This is a genomic window from Alcaligenes sp. NLF5-7 (assembly GCF_024266725.1).
GTDB lineage: Bacteria > Pseudomonadota > Gammaproteobacteria > Burkholderiales > Burkholderiaceae_B > Alcaligenes > Alcaligenes phenolicus.
The window spans coordinates 2,354,888-2,376,356 of sequence record NZ_CP100755.1; the positions used below are offsets into that span (position 1 = coordinate 2,354,888).

The window sequence follows — 21,469 nt, forward strand, 5'->3', positions numbered from 1 at the left end:
ATGCAAGCATCGCATTATCAGCCCCCATTAGAGGACTTTCGTTTTGTACAGCAATATTGCTTGCAGGCGGAGGAGGATTGGTGCCGTTTGTCGGCTTACGAAGGGCTGGATCAGGAAACGGCAGATAGGGTAGTTGAGGCTGCCGGTCGCTTCTGTGCCGACGTCTTGGCTCCGCTTAATGGGCCAGCTGATTTGCAAGGATGTCGTCTAGAGAATGGCCGGGTCTTGACACCAGACGGGTTTGCCAAGGCCTATACAGATTTTATGGCGGCTGGATGGCCTGCGTTGGCCTGCGATCCCGGCGTGGGTGGCCAGGGCCTGCCTCAGTTGCTCGATACGGCCTTGCATGAAATGTTGGCATCAGCCAATCATGGCTGGGCCATGTATCCAGGAATTCTGCATGGTGCCTATGCCTGCCTGAATGCTCATGGTGATGAATACATTCGCCGCACCTATCTGCCGCATATCGTTAGCGGACGCTGGTTAGCCACAATGTGCCTGACTGAACCACAAGCCGGTTCCGATTTGGGTTTGCTGCGTACCCAGGCGCTGCCCGAACAAGAAGGTTCTTACCGCCTGCATGGCAACAAGATCTTCATCTCCGGTGGCGATCAGGATATGAGCGAGAACATCGTTCATCTGGTGCTGGCACGTCTGCCTGATGCCCCTGCCGGGACACGGGGGCTGTCCTTGTTCCTGGCCCCGCGCCTGATTCCCAAGGAGGGGGGGCTTGTGCCCAATACGATTTACTGTGATGGCCTTGAGAAGAAAATGGGCATCAAAGGCAGTGCTACTTGCTCGATGCGTTTCGAGGCAGCCCATGCGTGGCTGATAGGCAAACCGCATCAAGGCCTGGCCGCCATGTTTGTGATGATGAATTCGGCTCGTTTGCATGTTGGGTTGCAAGGCTTAGGTCATGCAGAAGCGGCGTGGCAATTGGCCCGCTCTTATGCTCACGAACGTTATCAGATGCGGGTGCAACCCCGCCCGGCACAGGCCAATGGAGTAGCGGATCCTATTGCCCATCATCCCGCTATGCAACGCATTCTCGCCGACTTGCGTGTCTGGACGGAAGGTATGCGGGTGATGGCGGCATGGACAGCGCATCAGCTTGATTTGGCGCAGAGCTTGCCAGAGGGTGAAGAGCAGACTCGGGCGCAGGATCTGGCCTCTTTACTGACACCAGTCGTCAAGTCGTTATTTACAGAGCGGGGCTTTTCCTTGGCCAGCGACGCACTGCAAGTTTTTGGCGGCTATGGGTACGTACATGAGTATCGTATTGAGCAAACGCTTCGAGATGCGCGTATTGCCATGATTTATGAAGGAACCAACCAGATCCAGGCGTTGGATCTGCTACAGCGCAAGATTGCCGCCGTGGGGCCCGAGGCCTTGCAACCTTTGCTCCAGGCCTGGCGCTGGGAAGCGGATGCCTGTCTGGAGGCGTTGGCAGAATGTCCATGGGGGAAAGCATTAAGACAGTGGAGTGACCAACTGTACATAGTGACGACCCATTTATGCACCTGCGCTCAACACGATACGCAAGTACTGGCCCGGTGTGCGGAGGACTATCTGCGCTTGGTCGGCATCGTGTGTATGGCATTTGCCTGGGCACGGGCAGGGCGGGTCAGTCGCTTGCATGCCGATACCAGCTTGTGCGAGCGCAAGGTGGCTAGTGCCGATTATTTCTTTGATCATGGCTTGCTGGATGCCCGCTATTACTTGAGCAGGATCGAGGCGGCAGTGACAAGCGCGGTGCCTGTGCACAAGCTCGTCTGAGACGGTTGGTGGGTCTATGCTCTATGATTGATGTCTGCACCGATCAACGGTGTGCCACTCAGGATGGTGTCGATGTTGTGTCGACACTGTCTTGCAGGCATTTTTCTTTTTTAGTCAGACACCAACTCATGGACAGTGCTCTCGAATCCGCGGTTGACCAGTCACGCCTTCTCCGCTTTCTGGGCTATCGCCTCACGCGTACGGAAATTCATATTCATAAGTTGTTTGCGCATCGTGTTGCCGAGCATGATCTCAAGCCCAGTGAGTTTTCTATTTTGATCTTGCTCGATGCTAATCCGGGAATCTATTTGCGCCAATTGGGTGAAACGCTGGATATCTCGCCATCCAATCTGGTGCCGGTGGTCGAGCGTCTGGTCAAGCGTGGCTTGATCGAACGTCATTCAGATCCGCGGGATCGACGCTTACAGCAATTACATCTGACTGCCCAAGGCCAGACTTTGCTCTTGCCTGCTGAAGAGCAGGTCGGAAAACTGGAGGAGGAATTGGAACAGATACTCACCGCCGCTGAGCGGCGCCATTTGTTCTCGGCCCTGGACAAACTGATGGCAGTCCAAGAGAGTCGCGAAAGCTGATCAGTTGCAGAACGGCTAAGCAGATGATCCTTGCGGATTGGGTGGCTGCGTATCGTTAACAGGTATTTTCTGGAACCGCCTTTAAGGCGGTTTTTTTTGTGTTCATCGCCAATGCTTGCGCTGCAACAAAGATGGCTTGGGCCAAGTACGTTCAAATACATCCTGTAACTGTTAGAGCAATCAACTATTTAATCAGCAGGCATCACGCCTGGATCAAACCGGAGGTAGTATGGAACGTCGTCATTTCTTGAAAAGTGCTGGCCTAGGTGTCGCCGCAGGAACGACTTTGCTGGCGGCTCAAGTACAAGCCCGCGAGACGGCTGCACCAAAAAAGAACGCGCCCTGGCTGGCCGCGCGTACAGAAGCCCAGATCGCCAAGCTGGAGCGGGTCAAGGTGGATCTGGTTGCGCCTCCTATGGTCCACAAGCACGAGCAGAAAGTAGGTCCCGAGCCTCGCGTGGTGGAGTTCCGCATGAGCATCGTGGAAAAAGAGATCGTGGTCGATCGCGATGGCACCACCATGCACGCCATGATGTTTGATGGCTCCATGCCCGGCCCCACCATGGTTGTGCATGAAGGCGACTACCTGGAGCTGACCCTGGTCAACCCAGCCAGCAACACCATGCCGCACAACATCGACTTTCACGCCTCGACTGGCGCGCTGGGCGGTGCCAAGTTGACCAACGTGAACCCCGGCGAACAAGCCACCTTGCGCTTCAAGGCCGACCGTACCGGTACGTTTGTGTACCACTGCGCACCCGAAGGCTCGGTAGCCTGGCACGTGGTCCAGGGCATGCACGGTACCGTCATGGTGCTGCCACGCGACGGCCTGAAGGATTCGGCGGGCAACTCGCTGCATTACGACCGTGTCTACACCATTGGCGAGTTTGACCTCTACATCCCTCGTGATGAAAAGGGCAACTTCAAAAAGTATGGTTCCTCGGCTGAAAGCTACGGCGATACCCTGGAAGCCATGCGTGGTCTGATCCCCAGCCACGTGGTGTTCAACGGCAAGGTCGGTGCCTTGATGGGCGACGGTGCTATGAAGGCCAACGTGGGTGAAACCGTGCTGTTCATTCACTCGCAGGCCAACCGCGACACCCGTCCTCACCTGATCGGTGGGCACGGTGACTGGGTTTGGGAACTGGGCAAGTTTGATGATCCACCTGCCAAGAACCTGGAAACCTGGTTCATTCGCGGCGGTTCGGCCGGTGTGGCGCTCTACACCTTCAAGCAGCCTGGTGTGTACGCCTATGTGAACCACAACCTGATCGAAGCCATGGAACTGGGCGCAGCAGGTCACGTTCTGGTCGAAGGCGAATGGAACGACGACTTGATGAAGCAAGTCAGCCCTCCCGGCCCGATCAAGGGCTAAGCAGGGTTGGCACCCGGTATGCGGAATTGAGAACCAGAAACACCCATCATTTCCGTCCGGGCTTCAAGGCAGTTATTGGATAGTGATTAGCTAGTGAAAACGCAAGAGGTTCGAACCATGAAAAACGGGCCTCTTGTACAGAAAACGAAGTATCAGCCAGGTATGCGTTCATGCCGACTGTTTAAAGGGTAAACCCATGAGAACCTATCGCCCCGCCACCATGATGTACTCCGCAATGGCCGCTTTGTTTTTGCTGGCCGCCGCACCTGCAGCACATGCCAACTCGGACGAAGCTCTCAAGCTGTACAAGTCTTCGTGTATGGTCTGTCATGCATCGGGTATGGCCAATGCCCCTCGTTTGGGTGACAAGGCTCGTTGGGAGCCCCTGATCGCCCAAGGCGAAGATGCCATGATGCAAGTTGTGCTGAACGGCAAGGGCGCCATGCCCCCACGCGGTGCAGCTCCCAAAGCAACCGATGAACAATTGCGCAGCGTTGTGCGCTACATGATTGAAAAAGCCAGCTAAGGCGCTGGCTTTTTCAGGCTGGATTTACAGGCTCCAGTCGTAATCAACCGTCAGTGGCGCGTGGTCGCTGAAACGCTCTTCCTTATAGATCGTTGCACCGCGCGCCTTGGCAGCAATACCTGGGGTGGCAATTTGATAATCAATGCGCCACCCCACATTTTTGGCCCAAGCCTGGCCGCGGTTGCTCCACCAGGTGTAGCACTCGTCCGTGGTATCGGGATGCAGGCTGCGGTACACGTCCACCCAAGCCAGTTCGCCCAGCACTTTGCTCATCCAGGCGCGTTCTTCTGGCAGAAAACCACTGTTTTTCAGGTTGCCTTTCCAGTTCTTCAAATCGGCTTCGTGGTGCGCAATATTCCAGTCACCACAAATAATGAACTCGCGGCCGGTATCACGGTGTTCCTGCATCAAGCCATTAATCCACTGCTCAAAATGATCCAGAAAGCGGTACTTGGCGGTTTGACGCTCGTCGCCCGAGGAACCCGAGGGCAGGTAGGCGCTGATCACACTAAGGTCGTTCCAGTCGGCGCGGATAATGCGGCCTTCAGCATCGAACTCTTCGCAGGCCATGCCTTCGGCCACGCTTTCTGCCTTGTGGTTCAGGTACAGGCCTACACCGCTATAGCCTTTTTTCTGAGCATGGTGGAAATGCCCGTGGTATTGACCGGGGTTGGTCAAATCGGGGGTCAGATCAGGCTCGCTGATCTTGATTTCCTGCATGCAGACAATATGAGGTTTCTGGGCTTCCAGCCAGGCGGGCAGGCCTTTACGAAAGGCGGCCCGAATACCGTTGACGTTTAACGAGGTGACGCGTAACACGTGGCAATTCTCCTTATAGCGTCAGCACTTTAACCCGTAACCTGCCTGGATGTCAGTGGCCGTCAGAGCTTGTTACGACGCTGAGCCGAAGCGGTAGCTGGACACGGTCAAGCCACCAAAGGCCTGGGTTTCGTGGTGGAAGCGATGCGCTGCGTCGCCACGCGCAGCACCAGCGGCCACCATGAGGGGAACCAGGTGATCTTCGCGGGGATGGGCAACACGTGCGGCCGGGGCCTGTTCCCAGTCCATCAAGGCCTGACGACGGGCGGCAGGGTCCTCCAGGCTCAGGCTTTGATGCAGCCAGGCATCAAACTGGGCAGAGGGCTGCACACCGCCAGGTCCCATATTGCGCAGGTTGTGATAGCTCAGACCGCTGCCAATAATCAGCACCTCTTCGTCTCGCAAAGGCGCAAGCGCCTCGCCCATGGCGTAGTGCAGGGCCGGGTCGTAGTTCGCGTGAATGGACAGTTGCACCATAGGCACTTTGGCTTGCGGATAGATCACATAAGCCGGTACGAATGCACCGTGGTCAAAGCCACGCTGCGAATCCAGATGAGTGGGCAGGCCAGCGCCTTCCAGCAAATTACAGACCTGTTGGGCCAGAGCAGGATCGCCTGGTGCAGGGTAGTGAATCTCGTACGTGTGGGGCGGAAAGCCGTAATAGTCGTACACCATGCTCGGTTGTGCTGCGGCGGCAACCAGCAGATTGGCTTGTTGAGCTTCCCAGTGGGCGGAGACCATCAAGATCGCTTTGGGTGTGCGCCCCAATTGGCGTGGAATATCCTGCAAGGCAGCACGCAGCGGGGCGTACATGGTTTGCGCTTCAGGCATCCAGGGCCAGGGTCCGCCACCATGCGAGATGAAGTAGGTGGGCATTGTCATGATGATCTCCTGCCCCTGCCCTGATAGGGGCAGGGGATAAGGGGTTGAACAAGGCGTCAGGCTTTGCCGCGGCCTGCGTCAATACTCCATGGGCCTGGGCCGGCAAAGGCCAGGTACAGGAAGGCAAAGCAGAACAGAACTGCCGCCTCACCGCCATTGAGGATAGGGGTTGCGAAGGTGCTGCCGCTGGCGTGGCCAATAAAGTAAGCGAAAGCGCACAGGCCCGAAGCAATAAAGGCTGCAAAACGAGAGAACAGACCAATCACCAGCAAGACACCCAGAACCAGTTCCAGAATGCCCGCAATGCCGTAAATGGAGCTGATTTGCAGGTTGGCAAACATGTCTACTTTGGGGAAACCCAGGATCTTGGCAGTACCGTGTGTCAGCAGGAGATAGCCTGTAACGATGCGCAGCAGGCTAAGGATGCGAGGAGTCCAGCTAGAGGTAAGGGCGCTCATGTATGTTCCTTTGGAAAGTTGACAGTATCGGTAAACGAAGCACTGGCCCGGCGTAGTGACAAAAGCTCTGTGTCAGGCATGACGTGATGACATCCTGGTGCTGGTCCCGCCCATTCAAGGCCCAGACAGGCACCGGGTTAGCGCTCGTTCAAGATTAATCAATTACTATCAGGAAATAAACAGGCCTATTTTCATTAGTTACTTTCTCATTAGGAAAGCATGGATACGATTCAGAGTCTGCGGGTGTTCCGGGAAATCGTCGCAGCGGGCAGCTTTGCAGCGGCGGCGCAACGCTTGGATATGTCTGCGCCCATGGTCAGCAAGCACTTGGCCAATCTGGAAAAACAGCTGGGCGCCCGCTTGCTCCATCGCAGCAGCCGTCGTTTGAGCCTGACGGAGTTGGGGCAAACCTACTTTGATTATTGCTTGCAGGCACTCGATACTCTGGAGCGCGGACAGCAGGCATTATCGGGTTCTGAGCATCAGCCCCAAGGTGTGTTGAGAGTGACGGCCCCCGTATGGTTTGCCAACCGCAAAGTGGCGCAGCTGTTGCAGGATTACCAAACACGCTATCCGGAAGTGACTCTGGACATGAGCCTGAGCAATCACAAAGTGGATTTGGTGGCGGAAGGTTTTGATCTGGCCTTGCGGGTGATGCGCGAGCCTGCGCCGCATCAGATTGCACGTCTTATTTGCCCCACGCCCTTTCATCTGGTGGCCAGCCCGGAGTTTGTGGCCCAGCACGGCATGCCGCGTAACTGTGCGGAGGTGATGCGTCTGCCGGCTATCAGCCCCAGTTATTTACAGCAGCCCAGTTTTGAATTTTTGGGGCCGGACGGGCCGGAGTCCTTGCGCCTGAATCCTTTCATGCGTTCGGATAACACCAATCTGACTTATTACAGTGCGTTGGGTGGAGCAGGGCTGGCCTATTTGCCGGAGTGGCTGGTGATGGATGATCTGGAAAGTGGTCGGCTGGTTCGCCTGTTGCCCGATTACACCGAAGAGCTGCAGCAGCTGCATGCCGTCTATGCCAGCCGTCGCTATTTGACACCTAAAGTGCGCAGTTTTATCGACTTCTTGCTGGAAGAACTGGCCGAACCTGCCAAGTGATGGCTCACATCACGCTAAAATGCCTTTCGTCTCTATCTTTTTCATACTCTGTCATGTCGGCTAATAACGATAATCGTCGCAATTTTGTGCGCTTCTCCCTGGAACAGGGAGTGCTGCGTTTTGGGGAATTCAAGGTCAAGTCTGGCCGTTTGAGCCCTTACTTCTTCAATGCCGGCCTGTTCAATACGGGACGTAGTGTGGGTCAGCTGGCCCGTTTCTATGCTCAGGCTTTGCTGGATTCGGGCGTGTCTTTTGACATGCTGTTTGGTCCCGCCTACAAGGGGATTCCTCTGGCTGCCGCAACCTCAATTGCCCTGGCCGAGCATCCACAAATCGGTGATCGTGATGTGCCTTTTGCTTTCAACCGCAAGGAAGCCAAAGACCACGGTGAAGGCGGCACCCTGGTGGGCGCTCCCTTGCAAGGCAAGGTCGTGATTATTGATGACGTGATCACAGCGGGTACGTCCGTGCGTGAATCCATGCAGATCATCAAGGCCGCAGGTGCAGAACCTGCCGCGGTGCTGATTGCTCTGGATCGCATGGAGCGCGCCGGTAACGATCAGGAACTGTCCGCGCATTCTGCAGTGCAGGAAGTGGAACAGACTTACGGTATTCCTGTGATCAGCATTGCCTCTTTGGCTGACATCATGGCGGTGCTGGCGGATGACACCACCTTGGCTGCTCATGCTCCTCAAGTGAAAGCCTACCGCGATCGCTACGGTGTCTGATCATCTGCGTTTGGCAAGCAAAGTTCAGCAGTAAAAAAACACCAGGCCAAGGCCTGGTGTTTTTGTATCCGTTAAGCGCAGAGTCCGGACTTAGGCGTCCAGCTTTTGCTTGAGCATTTCGTTGATCTGCTGCGGATTGGCCTTGCCCTTGGCCACCTTCATCACCTGGCCGACCAGAGCGTTGAAGGCTTTTGGCTTGCCGGCACGGTGCTGCTCGACGATGCTGGGGTTGGCGGCCAGTACTTCGTCCACCATGGCCTCAATGGCACCTACGTCATTGATCTGCTTCAAGCCACGGGCGTCGATAATGGCGTCCACATCGCCATTGAGCTCGCCGTCCCACTGCGCCGCGAACACGTCACGGGCAATCTTGTTGGAGATGGTGCCGTCAGCAATACGGGCAATCAGCTGAGCCAATTGTGCTGGGCTGACTTTGGACTGCTCAATGTTCAGCTCTTCACGGTTCAAGGCAGCCGACAGTTCGCCCAGAATCCAGTTGGCGGCTAGCTTCGCGTTAGCCTTGGAGCCCGCCTGCAAGATGGCTTCGAAGAAGTCAGCCGTTGCACGATCTACCGTCAGTTGCGAGGCGTCGTAACGGCTCAGTTCAAACTCTTGCTCGAAGCGAGCCAGTTTCTGGGCGGGCAGTTCAGGCATGTCCTGACGAACCTGTTCGATCCACTCTTCACTGATAAACAGAGGTGGCAGGTCAGGATCGGGGAAGTAGCGGTAATCGTGTGCATCTTCCTTGCTGCGCATGCTGCGGGTCTCGTCACGGTCCGAGTCGTACAGGCGCGTTTCCTGGATGACTTTGCCACCGTCTTCGATCAGCTCGATCTGGCGGCGTGCTTCGTATTGAATGGCACGTTCCAGGAAGCGGAAGGAGTTGATGTTCTTCAGTTCGCAACGGGTGCCAAATTCTTTCTGGCCTTTGGGGCGTACCGATACGTTGGCATCCACGCGGAAAGAGCCTTCCTGCATATTGCCGTCGCAAATGCCCAGCCAGACTACCAGGCTGTGCAGGGCGCGTGCATAGCCCACGGCTTCAGCTGCCGAGCGCATTTCAGGTTCGGACACGATTTCCAGCAGCGGCGTGCCTGCGCGGTTCAAGTCGATCCCGGTGCTGGACTCGCCGTAGGGACCACGGAAGTTTTCGTGCAGGGATTTACCGGCATCCTCTTCCAGGTGCGCGCGTGTCAGATTGATGGTTTTTTCTTCACCGTCCAGCATGAAGCTGACCGTACCGCCGCTGACGACGGGAATTTCCATCTGGCTGATCTGGTAGTTCTTGGGCAGATCCGGGTAGAAGTAGTTCTTGCGCTCGAACACGGAGCGCGGCGCAATGTGGCCGCCTACGGCCAGACCCAGGCGAATGGCCCGTTCGGCAGCGCCACGGTTAAAGACAGGCAGAGCGCCGGGCAAGGCCATATCGACTTCGTTGGCTTGCGTGTTGGGCAAGGCGCCAAAGCGAGTGCTGCTGCTGGAGAAGATTTTGGATTCGGTCGAGAGCTGGGTATGAGTTTCCAGCCCGATCACAATTTCCCATTCCATTATTGTTGTCCTGGTTGACGTTGATGCCAGTCGGTGACTTGCTGGAAGCGGTCGGCAAAGGCCAGCAATTGGCCTTCACGGAAGTAGTTGCCAATGATTTGCAGGCCGATGGGCAGGGGGCGCTCATCCTTGCTGAAGCCGCAAGGAATGGACATGGCGGGCAGGCCGGCCAGGCTCACGCCCAGTGTGTAGACGTCGCCCAGCCAATCGGTGGTGGGATCCTCGATGGTGGCACCCAGCTTGCGGCCCAGAGCCGGTGTGACGGGGCCCAGGATCAGGTCGCACTGTTCAAAGACTTTCTGGAAGTCGTCCACAATCATGCGGCGCACGCGTTGGGCTTGCAGATAGTAGGCGTCGTAGTAGCCATGCGAGAGCACATAAGTGCCGACCAGGATGCGGCGTACCACTTCAGGGCCAAAGCCTTCCGAGCGCGAACGCGAAATCATGCTGTTCAGATCGGTGTACTGGCTGGCGCGGTGGCCAAAGCGTACGCCGTCAAAGCGCGACAGGTTGGTGGAGGCCTCAGCGGGGCTGATGACGTAATAAGTAGGGACAGACAGCTCTGTCAGGGGCAGTTGCACGGTGACGCGCTCTGCACCCAGGCTTTCGTAGGTTTTCAGGGCGGCTTCAATGGCGTCGGCAACGACCGGGTCCAGGCCGGGGCCAAAGAACTGGGCGGGCACACCAATACGCAGGCCTTTCAGTGGCTGGCTGCCTTGGGCTTCTTGTTGAGCCTGTTGCTGTTCAAATTGCTGACGAATGCGCGCGCCGTTATTGGGCTGGTCGTCGCAAAATTCCAGGCTGGTGGCGTCTTGCGGGTCGAAACCACACATGTTCTCCAGCAGGTCCAGCAAGTCGCGTGCATTGCGGGCGATCGGGCCGGCCTGATCCAGGCTGGAGCCGTAGGCAATAATGCCGAAGCGGGAAATCGTGCCGTAGGTGGGCTTGATGCCGCTGACACCACACAGGGCGGCAGGCTGGCGAATCGAACCACCGGTATCGGTTGCAGTCGCACCCGCTACCAGGCCAGCAGCGACAGCGGCGGCAGAACCACCCGAGGAGCCACCGGGCACCATGGAGTGATCCCAAGGGTTGCGCACGGGGCCAAACACCGAGCTTTCGTTGCGCGAGCCCATGGCGAACTCGTCACAGTTCAACTTGCCCAGCGAGACAGCACCGGCTGCCTGCAGCTTGGTCACGACCGTGGCGTCAAAGGGGCTGACGTAGCCTTCCAGCATTTTGCTGCAGGCAGTGGTCTGCCAATCCTTGGTGACAAACAAATCTTTGTGGGCGATAGGGATGCCGGTCAGTGGACCGGCCTTGCCTTGAGCAATCAGGGCGTCAGCGGCATCGGCCTGGGCCAGGGTCAGGGCAGCGTCCTGCTGCACGAAGGCATTGAGCTCTTTTTGACGGGCGCTGTTGTCCAGGGCTTGCTGGGCCAGCTCGCGGGCACTGACGGTTTTGTTTTGCAGAGCTTGGCGCAGCGCTGCAATAGTCGCGAATTCAGGGGTAAAAGACATGGTTTTGCTTTATTCGATGACCGTGGGCACCAGAAACAGGCCATCCTGCTCGGCGGGGGCGTTGCGCATCATGGCCTGGCGGCTTTCTACCGTTCCGGAAGGCAGGGCCTTGTCCTCGCGCAGACGCAGACTGATCTGCTGGCGGGCGGACAAAGGGTGGGCCATGGGCTCAACGCCTTGAGTATCAACGGTTTGCAAGGTCTGGATCAGGCCCAGGATGCGCGTCAAATCGTGCTCGACCTGGGAGGCTTGTTCAGCAGAAAGATCAAGGCGCGCCAGTTGCGCTATACGGGCAACATCCTGTTCAGTGATAGACATGTGGGTGGGTACTGGAAAATGAGTAATAAAAAAAAGCGGAAATCCGTCAGTTAGGGACAGTTTGGCACTTTTACAGCAAATGCGGGGGTTACAGAACTTAACTGACCATTAAAACAGTCCTAATGTAGAGCAATTATAAGTTATCATTGACCGTTTCCTTCCCAGGTATTTTTGAATTCGTTGCCTGGTTCTTGTGCCTGTCGTTTTACGCTTGAGTTCCGCGCCGAATTTACCTGCCTTTTCCCCAAACACTTTACACTTTGCGCGCCCATGTTCGGATTCCTACGCAGTTACTTTTCCAGCGATATGGCAATCGACCTCGGTACGGCCAATACCCTTATCTATGTACGCGGCAAGGGTATCGTACTGGATGAACCGTCCGTTGTAGCCATCCGCCATGAAGGTGGACCTAATGGTAAAAAAATCATTCAGGCCGTTGGGCAGGAGGCCAAGCAAATGCTGGGTCGGGTGCCTGGCAATATTGAAGCCATCCGGCCCATGAAGGATGGTGTGATCGCGGACTTTACGGTTACCGAGCAAATGCTCAAGCAGTTCATCCGCATGGTTCACCCACGCAGCATGTTTGCTCCCAGCCCACGCATTATCGTGTGTGTGCCTTGCGGCTCCACCCAGGTGGAACGCCGTGCCATCAAAGAATCTGCTCTGGGCGCTGGCGCCAGCAAGGTCTACCTGATTGAAGAGCCCATGGCGGCCGCGATCGGTGCAGGCCTGGCCGTGTCCGATGCCAGCGGCTCCATGGTGGTGGATATCGGTGGTGGTACAACCGAAGTGGCAGTGATCTCTTTAGGCGGTATGGTCTATAAAGGATCGGTTCGCGTCGGTGGCGACAAGTTTGACGAAGCCATTATTAATTACATCCGTCGCAATTACGGAATGCTAATTGGTGAACCTACGGCTGAATTGATCAAGAAAGAGATCGGTTCCGCATTCCCTGGCACTGAAATTCGCGAGATTGAAGTCAAGGGTCGTAATTTGTCCGAAGGGGTGCCACGCAGTTTCACGGTGTCGTCCAACGAGATTCTGGAATCGCTTACCGATCCCTTGAATCAAATCGTTTCCGCGGTTAAAACCGCTCTGGAACAAACTCCTCCAGAACTGGGTGCGGACATCACTGACAAGGGCATCGTCCTGACAGGTGGTGGTGCTCTGGTTCATGACCTGGACCGTCTGCTGCAAGAAGAGACCGGCTTGCCCGTCGTGGTGGCTGAAGATCCTCTGACCTGCGTGGTACGGGGTTGCGGTGAGGCTCTGGAACATCTGGAGCGTCTGGAGTCCGTATTCATTTACGATTGATCTTTGCTTGGCCTTCACGGCAGTGTCTGCCTGTGGGGGCAAGCGATCGAGTGCTTGAGTAATGCGAGAACAAGGCTCCATCCGGCTATTTAGGCGCGGCTCATCAGCTGAGCTGCGTCTGGCCGCTCTTTTGGTGCTGGCTGTGGGCTTGTTGATTACTGACGCTCGTTATGCTGTGCTCGAACCCGTGCGGCAGGCCGTGGCCACTGTGCTGTATCCCTTTCAGCGTGTCATGCTGGCCCCTCGTGATCTGGTTACTTATTTCAGCAGCTGGACCGACGCGGCCTCCACCGCCCGTTCCGAAAAAGAAGCCTTGCAACGCCAGCGTATCGAGCTGGCTCAGTTGTCTACCCATGCCGCCCAGCTGTCTGCTGAGAACGAGCAGCTGCGCCGTTTGCTGCAAGTGGCCGATACGGTTACCCAACCGTCTGTCGCGGTAGAGGTTCTGTACGAACCGCCTAATGGGTACGCCCGTCATCTGATCTTCAATAAAGGCTCGGCCAGCGGCATTCGACCCGGTATGCCGGTTATTGACGAAGGCGGCGTGGTTGGCCAGGTGGTGCGTGTCACGCGCTTTACCTCGGAAGCTGCGCTGATCACGGACGATAAAGTCTCGGTGCCGGTACAGGTGTTGCGCAATGGTCTGCGTTTGATTGCCTTCGGTGGCAACCCCGGTGGCAAAGTGGAAGTGCGTTTTCTGACGGCTGATGTGGATCTGGAGCCGAACGATACCTTGATCACCAGCGGTATCGGGGGCTTGTTCCCTGCCGGTCTGCCGGTGGGAATGGTCAGCAGTATCGAGCGCGATGATGCGTCCGGTTTTGCGCTGGCCTTGGTGACGCCTTTGTCGCACCCCGAGCGTTATCGCCATTTTCTGATTTTGCTAGTGCCCGAGAGCGAGCGCCCTCTTGAACAGGACGATGCCAATGATGCGACGCGCTGAGTCCTCGGACACCTCTGGCCGTAAAACCCGGTCCTCATCCTTGAGTAGTTTGCAGCCTATTGATAGCAGCCCGTTTTCGCGCGCTTCCAGTCCCTGGTTGGTGTGGGGCTCGATTCTGCTGATGTGGCTGGTTTCCATGCTGCCCTGGCGCCTGCTGCCCTTTGCGCCTGATCTGTTGATGCTGGTACTGGCTTTCTGGGCTGTACACGAGCCGCGCCGTGTTCCCATGTCACTGGCATTTATTGTGGGCATTCTGGTGGATGTGCACGATGGCAGTCTGCTGGGCGAACATGCCCTGACCTATATTCTGGTCGTGTACGGCGCATTGCTGCTACGCAAGCGCATCCTGAATTTTGGCATGTGGACTCACTTCTTGCACATGGCAGTTGTCATGCTGCTGGCCCAGTTGATCGTGCGGGTTCTGCACGCCTGGCTGGTAGGGGAGTGGTCTGGCTGGGAGTGGGCCGGAGGCGCCCTGTTGACCGCCGCCCTGTGGCCGCTGGCCGATAGCGTGCTGTTCTTGCCGCAGCGGCGTCTGGACGAGTCCGACTCCGGTTCGTCCTGACGGGTAGGGCGGCCATGTTTGAATTCAAAAAAACTTCGCATCAGTTGCGCCAGCGCATTCTGTTTCGCGCCTTGGTAGCGGCCGTTCTGGCCTGCGTACTGTTAGGGGTGCTGGGCGTGCGCTTGTGGTATTTGCAAGTGGTGCGCTACGAAGGCTTTGCCGCCCGAGCCGATCAAAACCGTATTGCCGTCATCCCGATTACCCCTCGTCGAGGCGAGATTCTGGACCGCAATGGCGAGGTACTGGCCCGTAATTACCGGGACTACACCTTGTCGGCCGTACCCGCCAGTTTGGGCGAGCCGGTAGACGATATGCTGGATCGTGTCGGCGAGCTGGTGGAGCTAAGTCCACGTGATCGTCGTCGATTCAAGCAGAGCGTCGCGCAAAACAGTCGATATTCTGAAATTCTGTTGCGCAATAACCTGAGCGATGATGAAGCCGCCTGGTTTGCTGCCCATGCCTTCAAGTTCCCTGGTGTGACCTTGCAGGCTCGCTGGGTGCGCGAATATCCGCAGGGCGAGGCGGCAGCGCACGTGCTGGGTTATGTGGGCCGTATTTCCGAGGGCGATCAGCAGCGCCTGGAAGAAACCGGGCAAACCGGTAACTACCGTGGCACGCAGGTCATTGGCAAAAAAGGGATCGAGAAAACCTGGGAAAAGACCCTGCACGGTCGCACAGGGATAGAGGAAGTGGAAGTGGCCGCGTCGGGCCGTCCAGTACGTACCTTGAGCCGGGTCGACCCCGTACCGGGTGCCAGCTTGCGTTTGTCGCTGGACATTGGCCTGCAGAAAATGGCTGAAGCCCTGTTTGAAGGACGACGCGGCGCGCTGGTGGCCATCGAGCCCAGCACTGGCGAAGTGCTGGCTTTCGTGTCGGCCCCGTCTTTTGATCCGAACCTGTTTATTGACGGTATTGACGTAGAGAACTGGCGCAAGCTGAATGACTCGCCCGACCACCCGCTGATTAACCGCCCACTGTACGGCACCTATCCTATCGGCTCGACTTACAAGCCCTTTGTGGCCTTGGCTGCTTTGGAAACCGGCAAGCGCAAGGCGACGGACCGTATTTCTGACCCTGGCTACTTTGAGTTTGGTGGTCAGCGTTTCCGTAACGCGGGTGGCGCTGTATATGGCTCTACCGACATGCACCGCGCCCTGGTGGTATCCTCCGATACCTATTTCTACTCATTGGGCCCGGAAATTGGCGTTGATAATCTGCACGATTTCATGAAGCAGTTTGGCTTTGGTCAGCAAACCGGCATTGATCTGGATGGCGAGCGCCAGGGCATTCTGCCTTCGACTGAATGGAAACGTCAGGCCTACAAAAAACCGGCCCAACAGCGCTGGTATGCCGGGGAAAGTATCTCGGTGGCCGTGGGCCAGGGCTATAACTCGTTTACTGTGCTGCAACTGGCCCATGCGACCGCCGTGCTGGCCAGCAATGGCATTGTGCGGCCTCCACATCTGGTCACCCAGACGCTCAGCCCCCATGATCCGGAAATTGAACAGCCCGTGCGTATTGATGCCAAGCTGATCCCCCTGAAGCAGGCTAATGTGGATGTGGTCAAACGTGCTCTGGTGGATGTGGTGCGTTTGGGTACCGCCCGCCGGGCTTTTGCGGGTGCGGCGTATCAGGCTGCTGGCAAAACGGGTACGGCACAGGTTTTTAGCTTGCGCGGTGCCAAGTACAACGCCAACGCCATTGATGAGCGTTTGCGTGACCACGCCTTGTTCATGTCCTACGCCCCGGCAGAGAACCCCAAAATTGCTGTTGCCCTGATCGTGGAAAACGCAGGTTGGGGTGGGTCGGTTGCGGCACCGATTGTGCGCAAGGTCTTTGATTACTGGTTGGTGGAACGAGGGCAGATGCAATGAAGCGACTTTTGCAACTGGGCCTGAGAGCCATCACCGCCTTTGATTGGCCTTTGCTGCTTTTGCTGGTGCTGATGGCTGCGCTGGGCATGACCGTCATGCATTCCGCTGTGGGCGGTACAGACTGGCGCTTTGCCGATCAGGTGCGTAATTTCCTGTTGGCCTTTAGTGTGATGTGGCTGGCCGCCCTGATTCCGCCTGCCTTGTGGATGAAGCTGGCTCCGGTGGTGTATTCGATCGGGGTCGTGTTGCTTTTGGGGGTGGAGTTCTTTGGCGAAACCAGCAAGGGCGCAACGCGCTGGCTGGACCTGGGGGTGGCACGTATTCAGCCCTCGGAAATGCTCAAAATTTCCGTGCCCTTGATGTTGGCCTGGTATTTCCACCGCTATCAGCGGCCCAAGATGAGCCTGCTGGACTTCATGGTGGCAGGCATCTTGCTGATGATTCCGTTCCTGCTGATCGTGCGTCAGCCGGATTTGGGTACGGCTTTGCTGGTGTTTGCGGCCGGTTTCTGCGTGATTTACTTTGCAGGCCTGTCCTTCAAGCTGATCGTACCCATTGTGGTGGTGCTGGTGCTGGGCATTAGCGCCTTGCTGTACTACGAAGACTATATCTGCGTACCAGACCTGGATTGGGTGGTGTTGCACGACTATCAAAAGCACCGTGTCTGCACCTTGCTGAACCCCGGTAGTGACCGTTTGGGCAGAGGGTTCCATACCATCCAGTCCATGATTGCGATCGGTTCTGGTGGTGTTTACGGCAAGGGCTACATGATGGGTACCCAGTCCCATCTGGATTTCGTGCCCGAGCGCACAACCGACTTTATTTTTGCAGTGTTTGCCGAAGAATTCGGTTTGTACGGCGGCATCATGCTGCTGGTGCTGTACGCCTTGTTGATCCTGCGCGGCTTGTCGATTGCTGCTGTGGCTCACACCCAATTCAGCCGTTTGCTGGCCGGTTCCATGTCCATGATGCTGTTCGTTTATGTGTTCGTGAACATAGGCATGGTGACGGGAATTCTGCCCGTGGTAGGCGTGCCTTTGCCGTTCCTGAGCTATGGCGGTACGGCCTTGATGACCTTGGGTGTAGCCTGCGGGATGCTGATGAGCATCAGCAACGATAAGCCAGCGCGGCCTGCATAGCGCCATTCCCCCGGATTAGGCCGGGGATCTTGGCATTAGCTCAGAAGTAATTGTTCACTATCCTTGCTCTGGTACAAACCCAGCAGCAGCTTGCGTATGGGTGCAGGTAAAGCGGTCTGCTCCAGTGCTTCATGGTCCTGCCATTGCTGGCCTGCCACTGGCTCGGCCAGTACAGATTCATCGACTTGCAGTAACCAAGGGGTGATGTGCAGCTTGAAGTGAGAAAACACATGCTGGAAAGAGGCCAGCGCAATAGCTTCCTCGTTAGACCAATGCAGTGCCGCCGTTTGCAGGCTGATGGCATCGTCAAACTGGGGCAGGGTGAGCAGGCCACCCCAAATTCCCTTGTCAGGACGTTGTTCCAGCAAAACCTGGCCATTCAACTCCAGAATCAGCACATGCGCATAGCGTTCATCCTGACGAATGCGTTCTTTGGGGCTGGGCAGCTCGGATTGTGCCTGGTGCGTGTGGGCGTAGCAGTCGCTTTGCAGCGGACAGAGACTACAGGTGGGCTTGCTGCGGGTACAGCATTGCGAGCCCAAGTCCATCAGCCCTTGAGTGTAGGCCGCCATATCCAGGCTGGCGGGGGCGAGTTCCACGACCTCATCTGCCTTGGCCCATAAAGCGTTTTCCACGGCCTTTTTCTGCATGGGCCCGTAGATCCCGAAGTAGCGTGTGAACACGCGTTTCACGTTGCCGTCCATGATGGGGCTACGTTCGCCAAAACAGAAGGCGGCGATGGCACAGGCGGTAGAGCGGCCAATGCCGGGTAAGGTCGCCAGATCTGTGGCATTAGCCGGAAAACGGCCACCCCATGTCTCCATGACCTCGCGGGCACAGCGGTGCAAGTTACGGGCGCGGGCGTAGTAGCCCAAACCGGCCCAATAAGGCATGACTTCGTCTTGCTCGGCCTCGGCCAAATCCTTGACGGTGGGGAAGCGTTCCAGAAAACGCTCGTAATAACCCAGTACGGTAGCGACCTGGGTTTGCTGCAACATGATTTCGGACAGCCAGACGCGGTAAGGATCTTGCGTGTTCTGCCAGGGGAGGTGGTGGCGGCCGGAAGTTTTTTGCCAGGCCACCACTTTTTCGGCCAGATCTTGGGGACGGGGTTCAGGAAGTGACATCAATATTGGGTACTACGGGTAACAGACCAGCGTGCTGCCAGGGCGCCCAAAATGGCGACCAAAATAGCCGCTGTCAGCAACAGAGAAAATTCTGGCAGCCGGAGCGTCAACTGGACGCCATAGCTTTGGGCCAGACTGGATAAGGCTTTGTTCAGTGGGGTCAGTGCCAGCAGGGCCAGACCGCATGCCAGAGCGCTGGCCGTCAGGCCGGTTAGCGCGCCCATATACAGGAAGGGGCGGCGTACAAAGGCTTCGGTGGCGCCGACCAGACGGGCCACGGCAATTTCTTCACGCTGGTTCAGGGCTTGCAGACGGACGGTATTGAACACAGTGGCAATCACCACTACGCCCACACCTGCCATCAGAATCCATAAGCCAATACGGATGAAGCTCAGAATCGCAGCCAGACGCTGCACCCATTCGCTATCCAGCAGCACACTATCCACGCCTTCGCGGCCTTGCAGGGTCTTGGCCAGGGAGTCGGCACGCGTCACCAAGTCCGGGGTTTCATGCAGAGTCAGCACAATGGCGTGTGGCAAGGGGTTGCTGGGCAAGGCGCCCAAGGCGTCTGTCCAGCTGGGGTTGCTTTGCAGTTGTTTGAGCGCCTGCTCCTTGCTGACCAGCCTGATCTGGGCCAGTTCAGTTTGAAACTCTTTGCCCACGGCCTGACTGAAGGCTTGCGCCTGTTCCAGCGTGCTGTTCTGCTTCATGAACACGGTCATTTCGGGCGAGGTCGGAATCTCGCGCACGACAGGTTGAGCGGCCAGCAAGATACTGGCTCCCAGAACGGGCACAGCCAGGGTCAAGGCAATGACCAGCAGGTTGGACAGGGAGGAGAAGGGTTGCACTTTCAGGCGGCGCAGGGCCACCAGAAAGGCGTATTGATGATGACGCAGCCAGGTTCTCATGCCAGCACTCCTGGGTGATCGGAAAAACGGCCGTCCTGAATCAACAGGGTTCGACGTGCATAGCGTGCCATCAAATTCAGATCGTGCGAAGCAATCAAGGTGGTGACACCCACCCGGTTAAAGTCCATCAATACATCCATGATGCGTTTGGCGTTATCAGCGTCCAAATTGGCAGTGGGTTCGTCGGCAATCAAAATAGCCGGGCGATTCACAATAGCGCGGGCAATCGCCAGCCGTTGTTGTTCACCCCCCGACATTTCCACCGGCTTTAAATCTTCTTTGCCACGCAGGCCCACTTTTTCCATGGCGGCGCGGGCACGTGCCTGCGCCGTGCTGGGCTCCAGACCCATGACGGCCAGGGGCAGGAGTACATTGGCCAGGGCGCTGCGATCTTGCAGCAAGTGCGTATCTTGTAAAACCACGCCTACGGCGCGTCGCAAATACGGCCGTGCGCGGGCCGGCAGCTTATCCAGCCTGTGTCCATTGACCTGGACAGAGCCACGGCTAGGCAGCTCCAGGCCTCCGATCAGACGCAATAAAGTGGATTTACCTGCTCCAGAGGGGCCGGAAACAAAAATGAATTCGCCGTCATCAATGCGAAAATTAATGTCGGCTAGAATATTTTTACTGCGGCCATACGATTTAAAAACGTGTTGGAACTCGATCATCGCGACGCACAATTAAAGAGGAATCTGCTTGGAAAGCCCCTGGGGAATGACCGCCGGGGCTCGCATGAAAATGTCGGCGTAGGTAAAAGTATTAGTCAGATTGTTAGAGGGAAACCCCCGATTTGTGTTTGGACAGTCTGGCTCTACGATTGGACACCACAGCTTAGCTGCAATTGTAATCTGCATCCATTTACCAAAAGTAAACAGGAGGTGATATTCCATGACCTTAGTGAAAACCATTGCATGTAGTGTTGCGTTGATGGCCTTGGCCGCTAATGCACAGGCAGGTGAAACCCTGGACTCGGTGAAGAAGAAAGGCTTTGTTCAGTGCGGTGTCTCAACGGGTATTGCAGGATTCTCGCTGGCAGACAGTAAGGGTGTCTGGTCCGGCATTGACGTGGACATGTGCAGTGCGATCGCCGCTGCTGTTTTTGGGGATGCCAAAAAATACAAGGTTACGCCTTTGACCACTCAGCAGCGCTTTACCGCCCTGCAATCGGGTGAAGTTGATGTGCTGACCCGTAATACCACCGCGACGATCTCTCGCGATACGACCTTGGGTTTGGTCAGCACTGGCATTAACTACTATGACAGCCAGGGCGTGATGGTGAAAAAATCCCTGGGCGTGAAAAGCGCTAAAGAGCTGGATGGGGCCGCTGTGTGCGTACAGCCCGGCACCACGACCGAGCTGAACCTGGCGGACTGGTTCCGTGGTCAGGGGATCAAGTTCAACCCTGTGGTGATCAACAACCCTGAAGAAGCCATGCGCTCCTTTACTTCCGGTCGTTGCGACGGCTTTACCAGCGATAAATCCCAGCTGGCAGCCATGCGTGCCGCCCAGGCTACGCCGGATGAGTTCGACATCCTGCCCGAGGATTTCTCCAAAGAGCCGCTGGGCCCATTCGTGCGTCAGGGCGACGAGGACTGGTTCACCCTGGTGCGCTGGACTCTGAACGCCATGCTGGAAGCCGAAGAATATGGCATTACCAGCGCGAACGTGGATGAAAAGACCAAGAGCGATAACCCGAACATTCAGCGCATTCTGGGCGTGTCCGGCGAGCTGGGCAAAGGTCTGAAGCTGGATAACAAGTGGGCCTACAACATAATTAAACAGGTCGGCAACTACGGCGAAAGCTTCGAGCGCAATCTGGGTAAATCGACCGCCTTGAAGCTGGAGCGCGGTTTGAATGCGCAATGGCGTGACGGTGGTGTGATGTACGGCTGGCCAGTGCGTTAAGATTTCGGTCTTCGCTGTTTGTTCTTGCGTCTGGCTTCGGC

Annotated in this window: 21 protein-coding genes; 12 read left to right on the top strand and 9 right to left on the bottom strand. The window is 56.8% G+C overall.

Annotated elements, in window-relative coordinates; translation table 11 throughout:
* The 4 genes from MID00_RS10810 (at position 1) to MID00_RS10825 (ending at position 4,270) form a co-directional block, all read left to right on the top strand.
* On the top strand, positions 1-1,776 hold the full coding sequence (locus MID00_RS10810; protein ID WP_250756141.1) for an acyl-CoA dehydrogenase: 1,776 nt from the start codon (positions 1-3) through the stop codon (positions 1,774-1,776).
* 128 nt (positions 1,777-1,904) lie between these two features.
* Positions 1,905-2,369, top strand: a complete 465-nt coding sequence (locus MID00_RS10815; protein ID WP_009458790.1) for a MarR family winged helix-turn-helix transcriptional regulator — start codon at positions 1,905-1,907, stop codon at positions 2,367-2,369.
* A 229-nt stretch (positions 2,370-2,598) separates the two neighbouring features.
* A complete protein-coding gene (gene nirK, locus MID00_RS10820; RefSeq protein WP_009458792.1) occupies positions 2,599-3,744 on the top strand; it encodes a copper-containing nitrite reductase in 1,146 nt (381 codons plus the stop codon).
* A 196-nt stretch (positions 3,745-3,940) separates the two neighbouring features.
* A complete protein-coding gene (locus MID00_RS10825) occupies positions 3,941-4,270 on the top strand; it encodes a cytochrome c5 family protein (RefSeq protein WP_009460372.1) in 330 nt (109 codons plus the stop codon).
* Positions 4,271-4,294: 24 nt separating this feature from the next.
* Here the strand turns inward: MID00_RS10825 and MID00_RS10830 are convergent, their stop codons facing one another.
* The 3 genes from MID00_RS10830 to MID00_RS10840 form a co-directional block, all read right to left on the bottom strand.
* Positions 4,295-5,089 (bottom strand): exodeoxyribonuclease III, encoded by a 795-nt coding sequence (locus MID00_RS10830; protein WP_022983611.1) that lies wholly within the window; start codon positions 5,087-5,089, stop codon positions 4,295-4,297.
* A gap of 72 nt (positions 5,090-5,161) precedes the next feature.
* Positions 5,162-5,971: a class III extradiol ring-cleavage dioxygenase gene (locus MID00_RS10835; RefSeq protein ID WP_026484437.1), complete on the bottom strand. Its 810-nt coding sequence runs from the start codon at positions 5,969-5,971 to the stop codon at positions 5,162-5,164.
* Positions 5,972-6,027: 56 nt separating this feature from the next.
* Positions 6,028-6,429, bottom strand: coding sequence for a DoxX family protein (locus MID00_RS10840; protein WP_026484436.1), 402 nt, complete (start codon positions 6,427-6,429; stop codon positions 6,028-6,030).
* A gap of 219 nt (positions 6,430-6,648) precedes the next feature.
* Between MID00_RS10840 and MID00_RS10845 the strand changes: the two genes are divergently transcribed.
* Entirely contained in the window at positions 6,649-7,539 is an 891-nt protein-coding gene (locus tag MID00_RS10845) for a LysR family transcriptional regulator (RefSeq protein ID WP_022983609.1), read from the top strand.
* Positions 7,540-7,592: 53 nt separating this feature from the next.
* Complete coding sequence (gene pyrE / locus MID00_RS10850; protein ID WP_026484434.1) at positions 7,593-8,267, top strand: orotate phosphoribosyltransferase; 675 nt, start codon at positions 7,593-7,595, stop codon at positions 8,265-8,267.
* Positions 8,268-8,357: 90 nt separating this feature from the next.
* Here the strand turns inward: pyrE and gatB are convergent, their stop codons facing one another.
* The 3 genes from gatB to gatC are packed head-to-tail and all read right to left on the bottom strand — an operon-like array spanning position 8,358 to position 11,653.
* A complete protein-coding gene (gene gatB / locus MID00_RS10855; RefSeq protein WP_035270404.1) occupies positions 8,358-9,815 on the bottom strand; it encodes an Asp-tRNA(Asn)/Glu-tRNA(Gln) amidotransferase subunit GatB in 1,458 nt (485 codons plus the stop codon).
* Positions 9,815-11,335, bottom strand: a complete 1,521-nt coding sequence (gatA, locus tag MID00_RS10860) for an Asp-tRNA(Asn)/Glu-tRNA(Gln) amidotransferase subunit GatA (protein ID WP_035270405.1) — start codon at positions 11,333-11,335, stop codon at positions 9,815-9,817. Before gatA ends, gatB begins: the two co-directional genes overlap by 1 nt.
* Before the next feature lie 9 nt (positions 11,336-11,344).
* On the bottom strand, positions 11,345-11,653 hold the full coding sequence (gene gatC / locus MID00_RS10865; protein ID WP_003801948.1) for an Asp-tRNA(Asn)/Glu-tRNA(Gln) amidotransferase subunit GatC: 309 nt from the start codon (positions 11,651-11,653) through the stop codon (positions 11,345-11,347).
* A gap of 270 nt (positions 11,654-11,923) precedes the next feature.
* On the opposite strand from gatC, the gene MID00_RS10870 reads away from it, so the two are divergent.
* The 5 genes from MID00_RS10870 to rodA all read left to right on the top strand — a co-directional run bounded on the left by MID00_RS10870 (position 11,924) and on the right by rodA (position 17,488).
* A complete protein-coding gene (locus tag MID00_RS10870; RefSeq protein ID WP_003801946.1) occupies positions 11,924-12,967 on the top strand; it encodes a rod shape-determining protein in 1,044 nt (347 codons plus the stop codon).
* Positions 12,968-13,028: 61 nt separating this feature from the next.
* Positions 13,029-13,910: a rod shape-determining protein MreC gene (gene mreC / locus MID00_RS10875; protein ID WP_009460381.1), complete on the top strand. Its 882-nt coding sequence runs from the start codon at positions 13,029-13,031 to the stop codon at positions 13,908-13,910.
* Positions 13,894-14,475: a rod shape-determining protein MreD gene (gene mreD / locus MID00_RS10880; protein WP_009460382.1), complete on the top strand. Its 582-nt coding sequence runs from the start codon at positions 13,894-13,896 to the stop codon at positions 14,473-14,475. Before mreC ends, mreD begins: the two co-directional genes overlap by 17 nt.
* Before the next feature lie 14 nt (positions 14,476-14,489).
* On the top strand, positions 14,490-16,349 hold the full coding sequence (mrdA, locus tag MID00_RS10885) for a penicillin-binding protein 2 (protein ID WP_009460384.1): 1,860 nt from the start codon (positions 14,490-14,492) through the stop codon (positions 16,347-16,349).
* Positions 16,346-17,488, top strand: coding sequence for a rod shape-determining protein RodA (gene rodA / locus MID00_RS10890; protein WP_254498820.1), 1,143 nt, complete (start codon positions 16,346-16,348; stop codon positions 17,486-17,488). Before mrdA ends, rodA begins: the two co-directional genes overlap by 4 nt.
* Positions 17,489-17,523: 35 nt before the next feature.
* Here rodA and mutY read toward each other — a convergent pair whose 3' ends face one another.
* From mutY to MID00_RS10905, 3 genes are read right to left on the bottom strand one after another with little or no spacing between them, the layout of a single operon-like run.
* On the bottom strand, positions 17,524-18,615 hold the full coding sequence (mutY, locus tag MID00_RS10895) for an A/G-specific adenine glycosylase (RefSeq protein ID WP_250756139.1): 1,092 nt from the start codon (positions 18,613-18,615) through the stop codon (positions 17,524-17,526).
* Entirely contained in the window at positions 18,615-19,523 is a 909-nt protein-coding gene (locus tag MID00_RS10900) for an ABC transporter permease (protein ID WP_009460542.1), read from the bottom strand. Before MID00_RS10900 ends, mutY begins: the two co-directional genes overlap by 1 nt.
* The gene (locus tag MID00_RS10905) at positions 19,520-20,191 is read right to left on the bottom strand and encodes a cell division ATP-binding protein FtsE (RefSeq protein ID WP_009460544.1); all 672 of its coding nucleotides are present in this window, start codon (positions 20,189-20,191) and stop codon (positions 19,520-19,522) included. The genes MID00_RS10900 and MID00_RS10905 overlap by 4 nt, the downstream gene beginning before the upstream one ends.
* 220 nt (positions 20,192-20,411) lie before the next feature.
* On the opposite strand from MID00_RS10905, the gene MID00_RS10910 reads away from it, so the two are divergent.
* Positions 20,412-21,428, top strand: a complete 1,017-nt coding sequence (locus MID00_RS10910; RefSeq protein ID WP_035270417.1) for an amino acid ABC transporter substrate-binding protein — start codon at positions 20,412-20,414, stop codon at positions 21,426-21,428.
* Positions 21,429-21,469: the final 41 nt, after the last annotated feature.